Annotated in this window: 13 protein-coding genes, 3 tRNA genes and 3 rRNA genes; 2 read left to right on the top strand and 17 right to left on the bottom strand. The window is 55.2% G+C overall.

Annotated features, from left to right (window positions below; genetic code table 11):
* Positions 1 to 101 precede the first annotated feature (101 nt).
* A complete protein-coding gene (gene hdfR, locus ACL2XF_RS22135; protein WP_413727538.1) occupies positions 102 to 920 on the top strand; it encodes an HTH-type transcriptional regulator HdfR in 819 nt (272 codons plus the stop codon).
* A 32-nt stretch (positions 921 to 952) separates the two neighbouring features.
* Here the strand turns inward: hdfR and yjfF are convergent, their stop codons facing one another.
* The 16 genes from yjfF to ubiD form a co-directional block, all read right to left on the bottom strand.
* Positions 953 to 2,014 carry a galactofuranose ABC transporter, permease protein YjfF gene (gene yjfF / locus ACL2XF_RS22130; protein WP_410013110.1) on the bottom strand — a complete coding sequence of 354 codons (1,062 nt, stop codon included), beginning with the start codon at positions 2,012 to 2,014 and terminating at the stop codon, positions 953 to 955.
* Entirely contained in the window at positions 2,007 to 3,023 is a 1,017-nt protein-coding gene (gene ytfT / locus ACL2XF_RS22125) for a galactofuranose ABC transporter, ATP-binding protein YtfT (RefSeq protein WP_413721636.1), read from the bottom strand. Before ytfT ends, yjfF begins: the two co-directional genes overlap by 8 nt.
* Positions 3,024 to 3,037: 14 nt before the next feature.
* On the bottom strand, positions 3,038 to 4,540 hold the full coding sequence (gene ytfR, locus ACL2XF_RS22120) for a galactofuranose ABC transporter, ATP-binding protein YtfR (RefSeq protein ID WP_410016698.1): 1,503 nt from the start codon (positions 4,538 to 4,540) through the stop codon (positions 3,038 to 3,040).
* 321 nt (positions 4,541 to 4,861) lie between these two features.
* The gene (gene ytfQ, locus ACL2XF_RS22115) at positions 4,862 to 5,818 is read right to left on the bottom strand and encodes a galactofuranose ABC transporter, galactofuranose-binding protein YtfQ (RefSeq protein ID WP_410013108.1); all 957 of its coding nucleotides are present in this window, start codon (positions 5,816 to 5,818) and stop codon (positions 4,862 to 4,864) included.
* 780 nt (positions 5,819 to 6,598) lie between these two features.
* Positions 6,599 to 6,674: transfer RNA gene (locus tag ACL2XF_RS22110), tRNA-Trp, on the bottom strand.
* An 8-nt stretch (positions 6,675 to 6,682) separates the two neighbouring features.
* Positions 6,683 to 6,759 (bottom strand) — tRNA-Asp (locus tag ACL2XF_RS22105).
* 274 nt (positions 6,760 to 7,033) lie between these two features.
* Positions 7,034 to 7,149: ribosomal RNA gene (gene rrf, locus ACL2XF_RS22100) — 5S ribosomal RNA — on the bottom strand.
* A 126-nt stretch (positions 7,150 to 7,275) separates the two neighbouring features.
* Positions 7,276 to 10,268 (bottom strand): 23S ribosomal RNA (locus ACL2XF_RS22095).
* A gap of 346 nt (positions 10,269 to 10,614) precedes the next feature.
* Positions 10,615 to 10,690 (bottom strand) — tRNA-Glu (locus ACL2XF_RS22090).
* A gap of 114 nt (positions 10,691 to 10,804) precedes the next feature.
* Positions 10,805 to 12,347, bottom strand: a 16S ribosomal RNA gene (locus tag ACL2XF_RS22085).
* The 16S, 23S and 5S rRNA genes sit together here with 3 tRNA genes alongside, the layout of an rRNA operon.
* Before the next feature lie 348 nt (positions 12,348 to 12,695).
* The gene (hemG, locus tag ACL2XF_RS22080; RefSeq protein ID WP_410013106.1) at positions 12,696 to 13,271 is read right to left on the bottom strand and encodes a menaquinone-dependent protoporphyrinogen IX dehydrogenase; all 576 of its coding nucleotides are present in this window, start codon (positions 13,269 to 13,271) and stop codon (positions 12,696 to 12,698) included.
* A 13-nt stretch (positions 13,272 to 13,284) separates the two neighbouring features.
* Entirely contained in the window at positions 13,285 to 14,736 is a 1,452-nt protein-coding gene (gene trkH / locus ACL2XF_RS22075) for a Trk system potassium transporter TrkH (RefSeq protein WP_410013105.1), read from the bottom strand.
* 47 nt (positions 14,737 to 14,783) lie between these two features.
* The gene (locus ACL2XF_RS22070) at positions 14,784 to 15,398 is read right to left on the bottom strand and encodes an IMPACT family protein (protein ID WP_413727537.1); all 615 of its coding nucleotides are present in this window, start codon (positions 15,396 to 15,398) and stop codon (positions 14,784 to 14,786) included.
* Positions 15,398 to 16,729: a Xaa-Pro dipeptidase gene (pepQ, locus tag ACL2XF_RS22065; protein WP_410013103.1), complete on the bottom strand. Its 1,332-nt coding sequence runs from the start codon at positions 16,727 to 16,729 to the stop codon at positions 15,398 to 15,400. Before pepQ ends, ACL2XF_RS22070 begins: the two co-directional genes overlap by 1 nt.
* A 78-nt stretch (positions 16,730 to 16,807) precedes the next feature.
* Entirely contained in the window at positions 16,808 to 17,509 is a 702-nt protein-coding gene (gene fre / locus ACL2XF_RS22060; protein WP_410013102.1) for an NAD(P)H-flavin reductase, read from the bottom strand.
* A gap of 51 nt (positions 17,510 to 17,560) precedes the next feature.
* The gene (gene ubiD / locus ACL2XF_RS22055; RefSeq protein WP_413727536.1) at positions 17,561 to 19,048 is read right to left on the bottom strand and encodes a 4-hydroxy-3-polyprenylbenzoate decarboxylase; all 1,488 of its coding nucleotides are present in this window, start codon (positions 19,046 to 19,048) and stop codon (positions 17,561 to 17,563) included.
* 192 nt (positions 19,049 to 19,240) lie between these two features.
* Here ubiD and rfaH point away from each other — a divergent pair, with 192 nt between their 5' ends.
* The gene (gene rfaH / locus ACL2XF_RS22050; protein WP_413728846.1) at positions 19,241 to 19,732 is read left to right on the top strand and encodes a transcription/translation regulatory transformer protein RfaH; all 492 of its coding nucleotides are present in this window, start codon (positions 19,241 to 19,243) and stop codon (positions 19,730 to 19,732) included.
* Between the two features lie 76 nt (positions 19,733 to 19,808).
* Here the strand turns inward: rfaH and hemB are convergent, their stop codons facing one another.
* The gene (gene hemB / locus ACL2XF_RS22045; RefSeq protein ID WP_410013100.1) at positions 19,809 to 20,828 is read right to left on the bottom strand and encodes a porphobilinogen synthase; all 1,020 of its coding nucleotides are present in this window, start codon (positions 20,826 to 20,828) and stop codon (positions 19,809 to 19,811) included.
* Positions 20,829 to 20,884: the final 56 nt, after the last annotated feature.

Here is a 20,884-nt window from a genome sequence, read left to right as displayed (position 1 = left end):
TTCATAAGCCGTACTGTTTATGGCGCGGAGTATTAGATAGGCTTGACTTTCTGTAAAACAAAACATTTAAATCGTTACGATAAAAATTTCTGGAGATGGGCGTGGATACGGAATTACTGAAAACCTTTTTGGAAGTTAGCAGGACCCGCCACTTTGGTCGCGCCGCGGAAGCGCTTTATTTGACGCAGTCGGCGGTGAGCTTCCGCATTCGTCAATTGGAAACGCAATTGGGCGTCAGTTTATTTACCCGGCACCGCAATAATATCCGCCTGACGCCTGCGGGAGAAAGCCTGTTGCCTTATGCGGAAAACCTGATGTCCACCTGGCAACTGGCCAAAAAAGAGGTGACCCGATCGCTGCAGCATAGCCTGTTATCCATCGGCGCCACCGCCTCGCTGTGGGAGGCCTGGTTGGGGCAATGGCTGCACGTGTTATACCAGCAGCGCCCCACCCTGCAGATAGAAGCCCGCATAGCGCAGCGCCACGCGCTGATAAGCCAGCTGCATGAGCGCCAGCTGGATTTGCTGATCAGCACCGAAGCGCCGAAGATGGAGGAGCTGACCTGTCAGTTGCTGGGGAATTTTTCGTTGTCGCTGTTTACCGCCTCGGCACCTCCCGAAACGGGGGATCGGCCTTATATCCGTCTGGAATGGGGGGCCGACTTCCATACCCATGAAAGCCGGCTGCTGGTGAATAACCCCCTGCCGGTCATGAGCACCACCTCGGCCCTGCTGGCCCGCAGCCTGCTGCCGACCACCGGGGCATGCGTATTTTTACCCAGCCATTGGGACGAGTTATATCCCGACCTGGCCGCCATCGCCGATATCCCTCCCCTGGTCAGGCCGCTCTATGCCGTATGGTTGCAAAACAGCGATCAGCGCACCCAGATACGGCAGCTGTTGAAAACACCGGTCATTTAAGCCTGTGAAGCCCGTCACGTCCCTGGAGGCCATCAGGACGAGCCATCCCCCGGGTAGCCGGCCGCGGGTGCCTTATGAGCCTGCTGTTGGCTTTCCGCCGGGATGCCGGTGCGGGGAATACTGGTGACCTTGGCATTTTGCTTATTCTCCCACAGCGAGTTCAGCAGCCGTTGCAAGGCGATAAACGCAAACAGCAGGATGCCGATGACGATTTTGGTCCACCAGGAACTCAGGGTGCCGTCAAAGTTGATATAGGTCTGGATAAGCCCCTGGATCATGACGCCGAACAAGGTGCCGAACACCGTGCCGATGCCGCCGCTCAACAGCGTGCCGCCGATCACCACCGAGGCGATGGCGTCGAGTTCCACGCCCATGCCGGCTAACGCGTAGCCGGCCGAGGTGTAAATCGAAAACACAATGCCCGCAAGCGTCGCCAGCCCCGTGGACAGCATATAAATACGAATCGTGGTGCTGCGGGTCGATACCCCCATCAGGTTGGCGGCCGTCGCATTGCCGCCGATGGCGTACACCTGATTGCCGAACTGCGTATACCGCGCCAGCAGGATGCCGAACACCATCACCAGCAGCATCAGCACCCCCATGGCGCTAAGACGTCCGCCGCCGGGCATCTGCCAGGCGAGGCCCGAGAGGGTTTCATAGATCGGATGGTCGATGGGCAGGGACTCTTCCGACACCAGGTAACTGGCGCCGCGCAGGAAAAACATGCCGGCCAGGGTAATGATAAACGCCGGGATTTTTAATGTATCGATAAGCCAGCCCATAAACGCGCCGAATCCGCAGCCCATGATCAAGATCAGCGGAAACGCGACCAGCGGCGACAGATGATAATCGCCGATCACGCGCGCCAGGAAGACGCCGGTAAACGCGATAACCGACCCCACGGAAAGATCGATGCCGCCGGAAATAATCACAAAAGTCATGCCGACGGCGATAATGCCCAAGAACGCGTTATCCGTCAGGATATTGCAGATAACCCTGGTGGAGGCGAAACCGGGAAAACGGCTCAGGCAAAACAAATAACCGACAATAAATACCGCGATGGTAATGACCAGGGGAAGGTTACGTTTAAGCATGGCGACGGCTCCTGCGAATAAAAGCGATAAAGCTGGAGGACTGCATGACCAGCACGCAAAGCACCACCACGGCTTTCACCACCTGGTTAAGCTCCGGCTGGAAGCCCGACAGCAAAATGCCGGTATTCATCCCCTGGATAATCAGCGCCCCCAGGATTGACAGAAACAGGTTAAAACGCCCGCCCATCAGCGAGGCCCCGCCGATCACCACCGCCAGAATAGCGTCCAGTTCCAGCCACAGGCCGGCATTGTTGGCATCCGCGCCACGAATGTCGGCGGTGACGATCAGTCCGGCGACCGCGGCGCATAAGCCGCTCAAGATGTAAGTGGACATGACGATAACCCGTGTCTTCACCCCCGCATTCTTGGCCGCGCGGATATTGATGCCCACCGCCTCGATAAACAATCCCAGGGCGGTTTTGCGCGTCAGCAGCCAGGCCAGTACCAGAGTAATCAGGGTAATAAACACCGGCACGGGGAAATAGAACAGCGAGCCGCTGCCGATCCAGGACAGCGACGGATTGTTGAAAGTAATGATCTGGCCTTCGGTCACCAGCTGCGCCACGCCGCGCCCGGCCACCATCAGGATAAGCGTTGCCACGAAGGGCTGTATTTTCAGCAGCGCCACCAGGACGCCGTTCCATAAACCCGACAGCACGCCCACGCCCAGGGTCGCCAGGATGATAACCGTCAGGCTATAGCCCTGTACGGTTAACGTCGCGGTCACCGCGCCGGCAATGGCCATGACGGCGCCCACCGACAGATCGATACCCCCGGTGGCGATAACCAGCGTCATGCCGATGGACAGCAGGGCGACCGGCGCACAGCGATTCAGGATATCAATGAGGCTGCCGAACAACCGTCCATCCTGGATATGGATGGAGAAAAAATTATTGGCGACAATACTGTCAACCACTAACACAACCACCAACGCGGCCAGCTGCGGCATTCCCACCGGCCAGCGTTTGGCGACAACGACTTTAGTATCGGATGACATTGAACCAGACATAACAGTCACGCTCCTTAGGCGGCAATGGCATTCATAATGGCGCTCACCGATAGCTTATCGAGCGGAATATCCGCGATATGTTTCCGGTCGCGCAGAATAACAACCCGGTCGGCATAACCCACCAGTTCTTCAAGCTCTGAGGAGATCACCAGCAGGGCCAGCCCATCGGCGCACAAGGATTCGATTAAACGGATGATTTCGGCATGGGCGCCCACATCAATGCCCCGCGTCGGTTCGTCCAGGATCAGGAACTGCGGTTTGGTCAGCAGCCAGCGCGACAGCAGCACCTTTTGCTGATTGCCGCCGGACAGGAACTCAATCGGCTGCTCGGCGCTGGGCGTGCGGATATCCAGTTGGCGGATAAAACGCTCGGCAATGTTATTTTGTTCCTTGCGCGGGATGGGCCGCAGCCATCCGCGCTGTACCTGCAGGGCCAGGATAATATTTTCCCGCACCGAGGCGGCGGCGATAATGCCGTCTGTTTTACGATCTTCCGGACAGAAGCCCAGTCCCAGCTTTCCCGCCTGGTTGGGCGAACGGATCACCCGCTCGGTGCCCTTGATCCAGGCGGTGCCCGAATCCGCCGGGCGAATGCCGAAAATCACTTCGGCGGTTTCGGTACGCCCCGACCCCAGCAATCCGGCAAGCCCGACGATCTCGCCCGGTCTGACCTCCAGATCAAAGGGAGCGATCGTGCCTTTCTTGCCATAACCGGCAAAGGCCGCCACCGGCTTTTCGCTATGCAGGGTACGGCCGGCGCGCTGCAAGGCATGCTCATCCAGTTCACGACCCAGCATCATCTTGATCAATTCAATATGGGGCAATTCGCGGGTATAACGCGTGCCGACAAACTCGCCGTTGCGCAGCACGGTGATGCGATCGGTAATTTTATAGACCTGGTCGAGAAAGTGGGTCACAAAGATCAGGCTGATACCCCGGTCGCGCAGCTGGCGCATAATGGTAAACAGCATCTCGACTTCGTTGGCGTCCAGGCTGGCGGTCGGCTCATCCAGGATCAGCACCTTGGCCGACAGATCCACCGCCCGGCAAATGGCCACGATCTGCTGCATCGCCACGGAAAAATGCCCCAACGGCTCCGTTACGTCCAGCGCAAAACCATAACCCGCCAGTAAGATTTCCGCGCGGCGATTAACCTCTTTACGATCGATAAAACCAAACCGTCGCGGTTCGCGACCGATAAATAAATTATCCGCCACCGACAGATTCGGCAGCAGATTGACTTCCTGGTACACGGTGCCGATGCCAAGCTCTTGCGCATGGGCGGTATTCTTGGGATGAATATCTTGTCCATCCAGGTTAATCGTACCGCCGTCACGTTGGTAAACACCGGTTAACGCTTTGATAAGGGTTGATTTCCCCGCGCCATTCTCGCCGAGCAATCCCATGATTTCGCCGCGATTGAGAGTTAACGACACGTTGTTTAACGCTTTTACGCCGGGAAAAGTTTTGCTCAGGCCGGTAATGTTGAGTAATACATCATCATGACTATCGATAATACCCACGGTAAATACTCCTAAAGACGTAGCCGGATAAACACGCTATCAGTACCGTTACACCCCGCCCCTGTGCCCCGGTATTGAAGGTTAACGGTCATTATTGGGGTAAAAGAAATGGATGCTATTCGCCAGCTACCAATGCGCCTGGAGTGCATGCAAACAACAGGGTAGATATGCGCCCTGGCGGCTGGGGTCTTGGCGCCAAAACCCCAATCCCAGGGACGCGTTTACAACATATTTCTTTTTGCGCCGATCCAGGTCCTCCCTGGCTACGCGGACGCAGGCTTAATCCCCATCGCTGCCGGCAGGATCCCCTGAGCTTTAGTAACCCATGCCGCTTTTCTTATCCAATTGGGCCTGGGCATCGGCCGGCAGGAACAGTTTGCTTTCCGTCTTGATGATTTTGGTGGGCTTGGTGCCGTCTTTTTTGTATTTCGCCAGGGCGTCAAACGCCGGTCCGGCCATATTCGGCGTTAACTCCACATTGGCGTTGGCCTCGCCCGCAAGCATGGCTTTATAGATATCCGGAACGCCGTCGATGGAGCCGGTAAGAATATCTTTACCCGGTTTCAGGCCGGCTTCTTTAATGGCCTGGATGGCGCCGATCGCCATATCGTCGTTATGGGCAAAGACCATACAGATATTTTTGCCGTTGTTTTCGGCCTTGATAAAGCTTTCCATGACCTCTTTCCCTTTGCTGCGGGTAAAGTCACCGGACTGGGAACGAATGATTTTGATGTTATGCGCCTTGGCAATGGCGTCGGCAAAACCTTTCTTACGGTCGATGGCGACGCTTGCACCCACGGTTCCCTGCAATTCCACCACATTACAGGGTTTATCGCCCACGGTCTTGACCAGCCAGTCGCCAATCAATTGGCCTTCAAGCACGTTATCGGCGGTAACCACCGTTAAATAGAGAGAATCATCTTTCACTTTAATGGCCCGGTCGAGCAGGAATACCGGGATCTTGGCGCTCTTGGCTTCCTGCAGTACCGGCTCCCAACCCGTCTGAACTACCGGCGCGATAAAGATGGCATCGACGCCTTGGGCAATAAATGAACGGACCGCCTTAATCTGGTTTTCTTGTTTTTGCTGCCCGTCGGCAATTTTTAAGGTAATGCCGCGCTTCTGGGCTTCACTTTTCGCCACCGACGTTTCCGCCGCGCGCCAGCCCGATTCAGAACCCACTTGCGAAAAACCGACGGTCAACGACTCGGCAAAAGCCACTGAAGACATGGCGACAGAAATGGCGGACACTAAAAGTAAACGCTTCCACATAGTCATCATCCTCTTATAATCATAAAATGTGCTGGTATCATTAGTTTGATAGCAATAATAAAACTAAACAAAAAACCGCTTTTTTATATCGGGGCGCATCACACTTTTGATAAATAAGAGCCGGATCTAACAGCAACTTCTTTATTTAAATCTGTAGCTTATGGATATATTTTTGTCCAGCCCCAGAGAGTATGACGACATAATTGCTTTATTAATAAGCAATTACACGCCATCTGTTTTTTCTGCTTTACCCGTAACATGGGCGCGGCTATGTATAAATCAGCTGGTGTTTTTTATGTCTTCATCAGAAGAGAGAGGGTGTATTTAACGATGGTGCGCAGGGTGGGATTGTGGCATTTTTCCGATAACTAGAATTACCATAGCTGAATCAATTTTTTTATATGGATAATTTTGCTTTTATCTTTCAGCCGCGCGGTGCAGCTATTCCCAGCGGGCAACGAGAAAAATTGTGGGCAGGATGGCGTTAAACCGGCCAAGAGTTATTTAATAAATACCCGGATAAAAATGCTGGCAGGATTATTTATCCCCAATATTTATTAGGACAATGAAGCCCATTTCTGTAATGAGTCACCGCACACTGCCGGTCGTCAAAAAAACGTCCGGGAAATATAATCGAAGATTGCGTTATTGAGTGAAAACGAGCAAATAAAGCGCGTTTTAACGCCCAATAGTCCCAACGCCAGGGGATGGACTGCGTTGCGTTTACAGTAATGCAGACGAGAAAAGCCCCTCGCGTAAGCGAAGGGCTTTTTTTTTATCTGGCAGGGGCGGAGAGACTCGAACTCCCAACACCCGGTTTTGGAGACCGGTGCTCTACCAATTGAACTACGCCCCTAAATAGGGTGGCGGTGCGGACGGGACTCGAACCCGCGACCCCCGGCGTGACAGGCCGGTATTCTAACCGACTGAACTACCGCACCACGATTCGGTACTACACCCAAACATAACATTTGCGGGGTCAACGCATGTTAAAACCGTTTGCGGTGCTTGACCAACGCCTTTCGCTTCGCTCAAGGTATTGGTCTTAATGGATGCCTGGCAGTTGATGCCTGACTGCGTCAGGCCCCCTTCGGGCCGCCGCAAGCGGCGTTCAACAGGCTCCGCCTGTTGTCCTACTCTCTTACTCGAGTAGCGAACTGCCAGGGTTACTTCACAACGCCTCTCGCTTCGCTCAAGGTATTGGTCTTAATGGATGCCTGGCAGTTCCCTACTCTCGCATGGGGAGACCCCACACTACCATCGGCGCTACGGCGTTTCACTGCTGAGTTCGGCATGGGGTCAGGTGGGACCACCGCGCTAGTGCCGCCAGGCAAATTCGTTTACCAACCGTCATCCTGCTTCTGATGACCATCGGCCTTTATCCGGAACTTCGCTGAAAATTCTCTCGCCGCCCCTGGGGGCAACGCTCTCTTCGCGTCAAACACTTTAGGTGTTGTAAGGTTAAGCCTCACGGGTCATTAGTATCGGTTAGCTCAACGCATCGCTGCGCTTACACACCCGACCTATCAACGTCATCGTCTTTAACGTCCCTTCAGGTGGCTTAAAGCCACAGGGAAGACTCATCTCGAGGCAAGTTTCCCGCTTAGATGCTTTCAGCGGTTATCTCTTCCGCACGTAGCTACCGGGCAATGCCATTGGCATGACAACCCGAACACCAGTGGTGCGTCCACTCCGGTCCTCTCGTACTAGGAGCAGCCCCTCTCAATCTTCCAACGCCCACGGCAGATAGGGACCGAACTGTCTCACGACGTTCTAAACCCAGCTCGCGTACCACTTTAAATGGCGAACAGCCATACCCTTGGGACCTACTTCAGCCCCAGGATGTGATGAGCCGACATCGAGGTGCCAAACACCGCCGTCGATATGAACTCTTGGGCGGTATCAGCCTGTTATCCCCGGAGTACCTTTTATCCGTTGAGCGATGGCCCTTCCATTCAGAACCACCGGATCACTAAGACCTGCTTTCGCACCTGCTCGAGCCGTCACTCTCGCAGTCAAGCTAGCTTATGCCTTTGCACTAACCTCACGATGTCCGACCGTGATTAGCTAACCTTCGTGCTCCTCCGTTACTCTTTAGGAGGAGACCGCCCCAGTCAAACTACCCACCAGACACTGTCCTCGACCCGGATTACGGGCCGGAGTTAGAACATCAAACATTAAAGGGTGGTATTTCAAGGTTGGCTCCATGCAGACTGGCGTCCACACTTCAAAGCCTCCCACCTATCCTACACATCAAGGCTCAATGTTCAGTGTCAAGCTATAGTAAAGGTTCACGGGGTCTTTCCGTCTTGCCGCGGGTACACTGCATCTTCACAGCGAGTTCAATTTCACTGAGTCTCGGGTGGAGACAGCCTGGCCATCATTACGCCATTCGTGCAGGTCGGAACTTACCCGACAAGGAATTTCGCTACCTTAGGACCGTTATAGTTACGGCCGCCGTTTACCGGGGCTTCGATCAAGAGCTTCTCCTTGCGGATAACCCCATCAATTAACCTTCCGGCACCGGGCAGGCGTCACACCGTATACGTCCACTTTCGTGTTTGCACAGTGCTGTGTTTTTAATAAACAGTTGCAGCCAGCTGGTATCTGCGACTGGCTTCAGCTCGGGGAGCAAGTCCCTCCACCTAATGCCAGCGTGCCTTCTCCCGAAGTTACGGCACCATTTTGCCTAGTTCCTTCACCCGAGTTCTCTCAAGCGCCTTGGTATTCTCTACCTGACCACCTGTGTCGGTTTGGGGTACGATTCGATGTGACCTGGAGCTTAGAGGCTTTTCCTGGAAGCGTAGCATCAATTCCTTCACCACCGTAGTGGCTCGTTATCACGCCTCAGTGTTGAATGAAAAAGCGGATTTACCTGCTCTTTCCACCTTCACGCTTAAACCGGGACAACCGTCGCCCGGCGAACCTAGCTTTCTCCGTCCCCCCTTCGCAGTCACACCCAGTACAGGAATATTAACCTGTTTCCCATCGACTACGCCTTTCGGCCTCGCCTTAGGGGTCGACTCACCCTGCCCCGATTAACGTTGGACAGGAACCCTTGGTCTTCCGGCGAGCGGGCTTTTCACCCGCTTTATCGTTACTTATGTCAGCATTCGCACTTCTGATACCTCCAGCAACCCTCACAGGCCACCTTCGCAGGCTTACAGAACGCTCCCCTACCCAACGGACATATCCTTAAGCCAACTCGACGTGATGAACGCATTGACGTCGCTGCGCTCCGTCAATCGTTTTCCGTACAATTGTCTTAAGTGATATGTCCGCTGCCGCAGCTTCGGTGCATGGTTTAGCCCCGTTACATCTTCCGCGCAGGCCGACTCGACCAGTGAGCTATTACGCTTTCTTTAAATGATGGCTGCTTCTAAGCCAACATCCTGGCTGTCTATGCCTTCCCACATCGTTTCCCACTTAACCATGACTTTGGGACCTTAGCTGGCGGTCTGGGTTGTTTCCCTCTTCACGACGGACGTTAGCACCCGCCGTGTGTCTCCCGTGGTAACATTCTTCGGTATTCGCAGTTTGCATCGGGTTGGTAATCCGGGGTGGACCCCTAGCCGAAACAGTGCTCTACCCCCGAAGATGAATTCACGAGGCGCTACCTAAATAGCTTTCGGGGAGAACCAGCTATCTCCCGGTTTGATTGGCCTTTCACCCCCAGCCACAAGTCATCCGCTAATTTTTCAACATTAGTCGGTTCGGTCCTCCAGTTAGTGTTACCCAACCTTCAACCTGCCCATGGCTAGATCACCGGGTTTCGGGTCTATACCCTGCAACTTAACGCCCAGTTAAGACTCGGTTTCCCTACGGCTCCCCTATTCGGTTAACCTTGCTACAGAATATAAGTCGCTGACCCATTATACAAAAGGTACGCAGTCACCCTGATAAATCAAGGCTCCCACTGCTTGTACGTACACGGTTTCAGGTTCTATTTCACTCCCCTCGCCGGGGTTCTTTTCGCCTTTCCCTCACGGTACTGGTTCACTATCGGTCAGTCAGGAGTATTTAGCCTTGGAGGATGGTCCCCCCATCTTCAGACAGGATATCACGTGTCCCGCCCTACTCATCGAGCTCACAGCACTTGCACCTTCGGATACGGGGCTATCACCCTGTGTTGCCGGACTTTCCAGACCGTTCTCCTGATGCAAATGCTGATGGTGACTCTGGGCTGTTCCCCGTTCGCTCGCCGCTACTAGGGGAATCTCGGTTGATTTCTTTTCCTCGGGGTACTGAGATGTTTCAGTTCCCCCGGTTCGCCTCAATACGCTATGGATTCACGTAATGATAGTGCAACGAATTGCACTGGGTTTCCCCATTCGGACATCGCCGGCTGATAGCGCTTCATATCAGCTCACCGGCGCATTTCGCGGATTAGCACGTCCTTCATCGCCTCTGACTGCCTAGGCATCCACCGTGTACGCTTATTCACTTAACCTCACAACCCTAAAGTGTCTGTGTTGCGACTGGCTGCACACTGCCATGGCATCGTTGCGCGGTGCTCGCCATGCTCATGGACATTGAGTCCACTCCGCTGGCTGCGCGCCGTGCGCCTTGCCCTGACACTGTTCGCACAGTCTCACCCTGGTGAGAGTAAACCCTCGCCTGGGCTACAGAGATTGCCATCGACACGGCAATCATTAGGTTTGCTTGCTTTGAGAGAATCGCATACTGATTTTGCTCAGCATGTTTTTTTTCAAATTTTCAGCTTGTTCCGGATTGTTAAAGAGCATGTATTTCGCAGCATACTCATAAGAGTGTGCTCTGAAATAGACAGCGGGATATGGCGTCCCCTAGGGGGTTCGAACCCCTGTTACCGCCGTGAAAGGGCAGTGTCCTAGGCCACTAGACGAAGGGGACAAAGATAGGATCACGAAGCAGTGCTGCTTCGCAAAAAAAACCATACGAGCTGTTTGCTCATTACAGTTATCAGACAATCTGTGTGGACACTACACAATCTAGTATCTATTTCGGTAAGGAGGTGATCCAACCGCAGGTTCCCCTACGGTTACCTTGTTACGACTTCACCCCAGTCATGAATCACAAAGTGGTAAGCGCCCTCCCGAAGGTTAAGCTACCTACTTCTTTTGCAACCCACTCCCATGGTGTGACGGGCGGTGTGTACAAGGCCCGGGAACGTATTCACCGTGGCATTCTGATCCACGATTACTAGCGATTCCGACTTCATGGAGTCGAGTTGCAGACTCCAATCCGGACTACGACGCACTTTGTGAGGTCCGCTTACTCTCGCGAGTTCGCTTCTCTTTGTATGCGCCATTGTAGCACGTGTGTAGCCCTACTCGTAAGGGCCATGATGACTTGACGTCATCCCCACCTTCCTCCGGTTTGTCACCGGCAGTCTCCTTTGAGTTCCCACCATTACGTGCTGGCAACAAAGGATAAGGGTTGCGCTCGTTGCGGGACTTAACCCAACATTTCACAACACGAGCTGACGACAGCCATGCAGCACCTGTCTCAGAGTTCCCGAAGGCACGTTCGCATCTCTGCAAACTTCTCTGGATGTCAAGAGTAGGTAAGGTTCTTCGCGTTGCATCGAATTAAACCACATGCTCCACCGCTTGTGCGGGCCCCCGTCAATTCATTTGAGTTTTAACCTTGCGGCCGTACTCCCCAGGCGGTCGATTTAACGCGTTAGCTCCGAAAGCCACGGCTCAAGGCCACAACCTTCAAATCGACATCGTTTACAGCGTGGACTACCAGGGTATCTAATCCTGTTTGCTCCCCACGCTTTCGTACCTGAGCGTCAGTCTTCGTCCAGGGGGCCGCCTTCGCCACCGGTATTCCTCCAGATCTCTACGCATTTCACCGCTACACCTGGAATTCTACCCCCCTCTACGAGACTCTAGCCTGCCAGTTTCAAATGCAGTTCCCGGGTTAAGCCCGGGGATTTCACATCTGACTTAACAGACCGCCTGCGTACGCTTTACGCCCAGTAATTCCGATTAACGCTCGCACCCTCCGTATTACCGCGGCTGCTGGCACGGAGTTAGCCGGTGCTTCTTCTGCGGGTAACGTCAATCAACAAGGTTATTAACCTTATCGCCTTCCTCCCCGCTGAAAGTGCTTTACAACCCGAAGGCCTTCTTCACACACGCGGCATGGCTGCATCAGGCTTGCGCCCATTGTGCAATATTCCCCACTGCTGCCTCCCGTAGGAGTCTGGACCGTGTCTCAGTTCCAGTGTGGCTGGTCATCCTCTCAGACCAGCTAGGGATCGTCGCCTAGGTGAGCCATTACCTCACCTACTAGCTAATCCCATCTGGGTTCATCCGATGGCGTGAGGCCCGAAGGTCCCCCACTTTGGTCTTGCGACGTTATGCGGTATTAGCTACCGTTTCCAGTAGTTATCCCCCACCATCAGGCAGATCCCCAGACATTACTCACCCGTCCGCCGCTCGCCGGCAAAGTAGCAAGCTACTTTCCGCTGCCGCTCGACTTGCATGTGTTAGGCCTGCCGCCAGCGTTCAATCTGAGCCATGATCAAACTCTTCAATTAAAAGCTTGATGCTCAAAGATTGTCATACTGTTAATCTTATGAATTAACTGTTTGTTCACTCTTCAAGACTTGGTATTTTTGTGTTTCGATACGGTCTTGTGAGTGCCCACACAGATTGTCTGATAAATTGTTAAAGAGCATGGCCAGCGTGATAACAAAACTCACCCGGCGCGGGTTGCGTATATTACGCTTTCCCGTTGAAGAGTCAAGCTTTTATTTGCCCGTACCGGGCGCTTTTCCCTTCCCGACCCGGCGTCGCGTTAGCGTTTGTTCCCGGTCAGTGGAGGCGCATTATAGGGAATTCCCGCAGCGTGACAAGCGCTAATTGCTTATTTTAAGTTGATTGGTTTAATTTTCGACAAACTGATGCGTTTCTCGTGACTTGAGCCCGTTTTTACCGGTTAACCCGGCAAAACCGCGGGCAAAATCGCCCACCTGTTGCCAGTCGGTATATTCCACTTCTTTTGTGCTGTCGGTTTCGCCGCCGGTCATGCGCATGATCAGCTGGATCATGACACGATCGAACCAGCGGTAGCGCGGATAGCGCAGCGCACCGGCGAAAACCGCGCAACTATCCGGTCGCCAGGGCGTAGCCGCGAGAAATTTGCGTGTATAGGCATTGGTTTGCGGCGTGCGTTTATCCGCTTTGCGGGCGGTCAGGTTGACGGCAAAAAACGCGCTGGGCAACCGGTTAAGCCAATCCAGGTGCTGTTTGATAAAATCATGCAGCTCGGCGGCAAAATGTCCGTAGCGGATCGCGGCCCCGATCAGCACCCGATCGTAACGTTGCAAATCGCATTGCCCAGCCAGGCCCAGGTCGACAACATCGCAGGCGTGATTATCCGCGATAAGGCGTTCGGCGATAAACCGGGCGATTTTCAGCGTCTGCCCATCCCGGGTGGAATACAGAATCAGAGTGTACATAACAAATCCTCGGTTATTCGCGCCAGAACGTCGGGGTAAACAATACCAGCAAGGTAAAGACCTCCAGGCGGCCGAACAGCATGGTCAGGATCAGAATCCATTTCGCCACCGCGTTCATGGAGGAGAAATTTTCCGCCACCACCCCCAGGCCGGGACCCAGGTTGTTCAGCGTCGCGGTCACGGCGGCAAAGGCGGAAAAATTATCAACGCCGGTGGCGATAATCGCCAGCATGCTGACGATAAAGACTAATACATACGCGGAAAAGAACCCCCAGACCGCTTCCAGGATACGCTCCGGCAGCGCACGGTTGCCGAGCTTGATAGTATAGACGGCGTTGGGATGGACCAATCGCTTCAGTTCCCGCGAACCCTGCAGGTACAGCAGCAGGATACGGATTACTTTCAAACCGCCGCCCGTCGAACCGGCGCAGCCGCCGATAAATGCCGAGCAAAGCAACAAAATAGGCAGGAACAACGGCCAGCGGGCGATGCTGTCGGTAGTAAAGCCGGCAGTGGTCGCCATGGAAACCACCTGGAAAAAGGCTTGGTTGAGGGTTTGCAAGCCGCTTTGGTACACATCGTAGCGCCAGAGGATCAGCGTACACACCATTACCAGGATAAACTGCACGCTGATAAACATCCTGAATTCCGGATCGCGCCAGTAGACCCGCAGGTTATGGCCGCTCAGCACGGCGAAATGCAGACCGTAGTTGCAGCCGGAAATCAGCAGGAACACCGCTACGATGGTGTTGATCATCGGACTGTTGTAATAGCCGATACTGGCATCGTGGGTGGAAAAGCCCCCCAGCGCAATGGTGGAAAAGCTATGGCTGATGGCATCGAAAACCGACATGCCCGCGCCCCACAGCGCCAGCGCGCAGGCGATGGTCAGGGTGATATAGATAAGCCATAACGTTTTGGCGGTTTCGGCGATCCGCGGTCGCATTTTGTTATCTTTCAGCGGGCCGGGCATTTCGGCGCGGTAAAGCTGCATGCCGCCGACGCCGAGAATCGGCAGGATCGCCACCGCCAGTACGATGATACCCATGCCGCCGAACCACTGCAGCATCTGGCGGTAGAACAGGATGGCCTTGGGCAGGCCGTCCAGCCCCACCAGGGAGGTGGCGCCGGTGGTGGTCAGGGCGGAAAACGACTCAAAAAACGCATCGGTTACCGACAAATCGGGATGTTCGGCAAACAAGAACGGCAAGGCCCCTACGCTGCCTAATACGGTCCAGAACAGGACGACTATCAGAAACCCCTCCCGTGATTTCAGCTCATGTTTCTGCTGACGATTGGGCAACCATAATACCAATCCAATCAATAGGGCGAAAAAAAAGGTTTGCGTAAAAGCGCTGCCGGCGCCGTCACGGTAGATCAGCGCCACCAGGCCGGGAACAATCATCGTTCCCGAGAAGAGCATGACCAGTAGGCCGACAATACGGGTTATGGCGCGAAAATGCATTTCAGCACGATCCTTAATATTTTATTTAACTGTGGCCGGGTATGGAGCTATTGCGCAACGGGCGCTAATTGCAATGCCCCCCGGCTGAGATCGCGCAGCTTTTCCTCGGCCATTGCGACCCGGGCGATAGGAATGGCTACCCTGAGTATAATGGATTCGCCATAATCGCACTGGACGACGCGTCCCCCGGTCTGGTTGACCACCGCGTCAATCCAGGCCTGCTGCTCATAACGACATGACACCATAAACTCGGCCTGGGGAACCCTCTGCGTGCAGGCCATGCGTTGTAACGCCTCCCGCACGCCGCCGCCGTAGGCCTTCACCAGCCCGCCGGTGCCAAGCCTGATGCCGCCATAGTAACGCACCACCACCGCGGTAATCTCGCCGAGTCCCGACCCCATCAGTTGCGCCAGCATAGGTTTGCCGGCGGTTCCCGACGGCTCGCCGTCATCGGAAAAACCAAGCTGTTGCGAATCCTGCGGAGGCCCGGCGATATACGCCCAGCAATGATGGGCCGCCCCGGGATGCTCGCAGCGGCTTTGCCGGATCAGCTCCCTGGCGGCCTCGATGCCCGGGGTGGGGGCAAGGAGGGTGATAAAGCGGCTTTTTTTGATCTCCATAGACGCCGTTACCGGCGCCGCGGGAACAAAATAGGCGTGCATTATGCCAGTTTCAGATTGCGTGTCATATTTTCGATCTGCTTATCCATGATAACGATATTATCCTCGATACGGATACCGCCATAGGGTTTAAACAGTTCGATGCGCCGCCAGTTGAAATGCCGGCTAAAGCTGCCCGCGCGCCACGGGGCAAGCAGTGATTCAATAAAATAGAAACCCGGTTCGATGGTCATCACCATGCGCGGTTCCATAACGCGGGTACAGCGCAGATAAGGGTACAGGGCCGGCGCCGCCAGGCGGGTGCCGCGATCGTCCTGCAAAAAGCCGCCGGCGTCATGCACCTGCAGCCCAAGCGGATGTCCCAGCCCGTGGGGAAGGAACGGGCCGGTGATGCCTTCGCTCACCATGGTCTCTTCATCAAGACCGGTCACGAGATCAAACCGGGCCAGCAGACGGGCGATGCGCCGGTGCATCTGGATATGATATTCAATGTAATTGACGCCCGCCTCCATGGTACCGATAAGGGCCTGCTGCTCGGTATTCATGGCGGCGACCAACTGAGCGAACTCGGAATCTTTTTGCGCCGCGTAGGTACGGGTCAGGTCGGCCGCATACCCATTGTATTCGGTACCGGCGTCAATCAGGAAGCTGTGTACCCGCTCGGGCAGGCGCTGATCGAGTTTAGTGTAGTGCAATACCGCGGCGTGCTCATTCAGGGCAATGATGTTGCCGTAGGGTACATCGATATCACGATGGCCGGTTGCCGACAGGTAAGCAATATTGATATCGAACTCGCTCATGCCGGCCTGAAAGGCCTCATGCGCCGCCCGATGCCCTATGACCGCGGTCTTTTGCGCCTCGCGCATACAGGCCAGCTCGTAATCGGTCTTATAGGCGCGGTGGTAGTGGAAATAATCCAGTACCGGTTGGGGGTTAAGCTGGTCGGCTTTCAGGCCCAGGGACGACGCCCTTTGCGGCGACGAGCCAATATAGGCCGCGTTGCCGCGTCCGGACGGCAGCAATGAACCGATATCGTCGGGATTCGCAATCGGGATGATATCGATGAAAGGGGTCCAGAAACTCTCAGGCAACGGCTCGACGCTGTACCAATAATCGACCGGCGCATAGAACCAAAGTTTGGGCTTATTGACGCCGTCGACCCAGAGCCAGCAATGCGGCACGCCGGTGACCGGCAGCCAGGCCTTGAACTGTGGATTGACCTTAAAAGGGTAATCATGGTCGTCGAGGAACGCCGTGATCGGTTCGCCGGAATGGATCAGCAGCGCATCCAGGTTATGCAGGGCCAGCACCTCGCGCGTGCGTTTTTGCAGCGTCGCGAGATGGTCCTGGTAAAGAGTAGAAAAAGATTCCATGGTCTGACCTTATTTTACCGCGCAATTGCCGCCATCTTAGCATAGCGTCCCGGCGGATGAACCCTCCCGCCGCAGCGATCAGATAAAGGCAAACGCATCGCCGAAGATCCGGCCGGGAATGGCGTCGCGTTCCGCGCAAAAACGCTCGCGGGCGATTTTAGCCATTTCGAAACGGCCGGCGATATAGATATCGTGCGCCGCCAGGGAACCGTAGTCCTGCAGCACCGCGCTGAGCACCGTTCCGGTCCGGCCCTGCCAGTTTTCGTCCGGCTGTTCGACCACCGGCACCACTTTCAGGCGCGGATGCAGCAGGGTCAGCGCTTCCAGTTCGCCCAGATCGTAGAGATGTTGCAACTCCCTGCCGCCCCAATAAATAGCCACTTCCCGCTCAGGTTGATTGGCGAGCACGGTCAGGAGGATTGAGCGGGCATAAGAAAAACCGGTGCCGCCGGCGATAAGGACCATGGGCCGCTCGGTATCGTCACGCAGCCAAGCCTCGCCATGCGGGATATCGACGGTAATTTCACGATCTTTCAAGATGCGATCCATAACGGCCATCGCATACAGATTCAGTTCGGAAGCCCCGATATGCAACTCGATTATCGCGTTCTCCATGGGCGTCGACGCCAGGGAAAAGGGGCGTTTGTCGCGTTCATCCATCACTACCATCAGATACTGACCGGCGCGAAAACTAAAAGCCGCTTCCGGGACCAGGCATACCCGATATACCGTATCGGTGATGGCATCCACGGAAGTGACCTTACAGGTCAATGTTGTCATGCATTCCCTCTGTCGGGCTAATAAGCAAAATGGAATGGAGGGCTGTAACTATCATCGCCCTTTACCACTGTCTTTTAATATGGCCAGTTCGTCCCACAACGCATCAACGCGGGCGCGAACCCCGTCGTCCATGCGAATCGGGGTGCCCCACTCGCGCGAGGTTTCCCCCGGCCATTTGTTGGTGGCGTCCATTCCCATTTTTGAACCCAATCCGGAAACCGGCGAGGCAAAATCCAGGTAATCTATCGGCGTATTTTCCATTAACACCGTATCGCGCGCGGGGTCCATCCGGGTCGTGATGGCCCAGATAACATCCTGCCAGTTACGCGCGTTGATATCATCATCGCATACGATGACAAATTTGGTATACATGAATTGACGCAGAAACGACCACACCCCCATCATGACCCGTTTGGCATGGCCCGCATATTGTTTCTTGATGGTCACTACCGCCAGGCGGTAGGAACAGCCTTCGGGCGGCAGGTAAAAATCGACGATTTCCGGAAACTGTTTTTGTAAAATGGGAACGAAGACTTCGTTAAGCGCCACGCCCATGACCGCCGGTTCATCCGGCGGCCGGCCGGTGTAGGTGGAATGATAAATGGCGTTCCGCCGCTGGGTGATATGGGTAATGGTGAATACCGGGAACTCATCCACTTCGTTATAATAGCCGGTGTGATCGCCATAAGGGCCTTCGGGAGCCGTTTCACCCGGTTCAAGATATCCTTCCAGCACGATTTCGGCGCTGGCGGGCACCTCGAGATCGCAGGAGATGCACTTTACCACCTCGGTCTTATAGCCGCGCAGCAGGCCGGCGAACGCATATTCGGACAGGCTGTCGGGCACCGGCGTGACGGCGGCCAGGATGGTGGCCGGATCGGCGCCCAGCGCCACCGCCACCGGAAAACGTTCGCCCGGATGGACCGCGCGCCATTCCTGGAAGTCCAGCGCGCCGCCGCGATGCGACAGCCAGCGCATGATGACTTTGTTTTTACCCAGCACCTGCTGGCGGTAAATGCCCAGGTTCTGGCGTTCCTTGTGCGGTCCGCGAGTGACCGTCAGGCCCCAGGTGATAAGCGGCGCCACGTCGCCCGGCCAGCAGTGCATAATGGGAATACGGCCGAGATCGACATCCTGGCCCTGCCAGATTTGCTCCTGGCACGGCGCGGAGCTAAGCCGTTTGGTCGGCATATTCAGCACCTGGCGGAATTTCGGCGCCTTATCCAGCAGATCGCGAAAGCCTTTTGGCGGCTCCGGTTCTTTCAGGAAGGCCAGGAGCTCCCCCACCTCCCTCAGCGCCGCCACGCTCTCCTGGCCCATGCCCAGCGCCACCCGTTCCGGCGTGCCGAACAGATTGCACAGCACCGGCATGGCATAGCCTTTGGGGTGTTCAAACAGCAGCGCCGGCCCGCCCGCGCGCAGGGTACGGTCGGCGATTTCCGTCATTTCCAAATAGGGATCAATGGGCAGGGTGATTCGTTTCAATTCTCCCCGCTGTTCCAGCAAGGATAAAAAATCGCGCAAGTCTCGGTATTTCATAGCGTCATCGGATGCCGGGTTATATTTGCATTATAAAGTCTGTTTAACAGCCATGCCGCCCTTTTGTCAAAATTGATGGTAAATATGCTGTTTTTTTATGAGCCGCGCGCTGCGGCCTATAATAATGTCACGCTGTTTATTTAGGGGGGCCTTTGTTATGCTGGGCCACCGGAGATAGGGGTGCATCAGATTATGGAAGCATGGTATTTATTGTATTGTAAACGCGGCCAGATGATGAGGGCGAAAGAGCACTTGGAAAGACAGGCGGTGGCGTGTATGAGTCCAATGGTCACCCTGGAAAAAATCGTCCGCGGCAAACGCACGACCGTCAGCGAGCCGTTGTTTCCCAACTATCTGTTTATTGAGTTTGATCCGGAACGTATCCATACCACCACCATCAGCGCCACCCGCGGCGTGAGCCATTTCGTGCGTTTCGGCAACCTGCCGGTGACCATTGCGGCCGAGGTTATCGAGGAGCTGCGCGATCATGCCTACGAAGGGGTGACCGACCCGCAAACGCCGTATGTCGGCGATCTGGTCGTGATTACCGACGGCGTCTTCGAAGGGCTCCAGGCGATTTATAGCGAGCCCGACGGCGAAGCGCGCTCCATGCTGCTGCTCAATTTCCTCAACAAACAGGTCTGTCAAAGCATAGACAACAAACAGTTTCAAAAGATTTTGTAGCCTGATAAACCGCCGGGAATTAGCCCCTGAGGACTAAGCCGCCCGCTGACGCGTTGCGAAGGAGCGGCTTGTTTATTCAGCGCCTCAGGTGATCGTCATGCAGCCATTGGGCGACGCGTTTGGAGAAGTAGGTCAGGATACCGTCGGCGCCGGCGCGCTTGAAGCACAGCAGCGATTCCATGATGGCCGGTTTTTCCTGCAGCCAGCCGTTCTGGATCGCCGCCATATGCATGGCGTACTCGCCGGACACCTGATAGGCAAAGGTCGGCACGCCGAAGGTTTCCTTCACCCGATGGATCATATCCAGATAAGGCATGCCCGGTTTCACCATCACCATATCGGCGCCTTCCTGCAGGTCCTGCGCCACTTCCTGCAACGCTTCGTCGCTATTGGCCGGATCCATTTGATAGGTTTTTTTATCGCCGCCCTTCAGGTTGGCGCTTGAGCCTACCGCATCGCGAAACGGGCCGTAATAGCAAGACGCATATTTCGCCGAATACGCCATGATCTGATTGTTGACCAATCCCTGCTGCTCGAATTTTTCGCGTATCGCGCCGATGCGCCCATCCATCATATCGCTGGGCGCGACGATTTCCGCGCCCGCTTCGGCGTGACACAGCGCCTGGCGCACCAGGATTTCCTTGGTGATGTCGTTAATCACATAACCCTGGTCGTCGATGATGCCGTCCTGGCCATGGGTCGTGTAGGGATCCAGCGCGACATCGGTCAGCAGCCCCAATTCCGGTACCGCGTCTTTCAGCGCGCGGATAGTGCGCGGAATCAGGCCCTCGGGATTATAGGCTTCTTCCGCCAGCAGCGATTTGTAGGGCGCTTCAATAACCGGAAACAACGACAGCACCGGCACACCCAGCTTGGCCACCGCTTCCGCTTCCTTGATCAGCAGATCAAGCGTCATGCGATACACTCCCGGCATGGACGGCACTTCCTGCTGGCGCTGTTTGCCTTCCATGACAAATACCGGATAAATCAGATCATTGACGGACAGATGGTTTTCCGCCACCAGGCGGCGGCTGAAATCATAGCGTCTCACCCTGCGCAGGCGGCGATGGGGGAAGTTGCCAAATACAGTGCTCATAGTCTTTCTCCTGAATAACGCCGTCCGTGACGCTGGCGGCGTTTAGATTATTCTGT

Source organism: Sodalis sp. RH19 (assembly GCF_047324215.1).
GTDB lineage: Bacteria > Pseudomonadota > Gammaproteobacteria > Enterobacterales > Enterobacteriaceae > Acerihabitans.
This window is presented reverse-complemented; position numbering and strand designations above follow the sequence as displayed.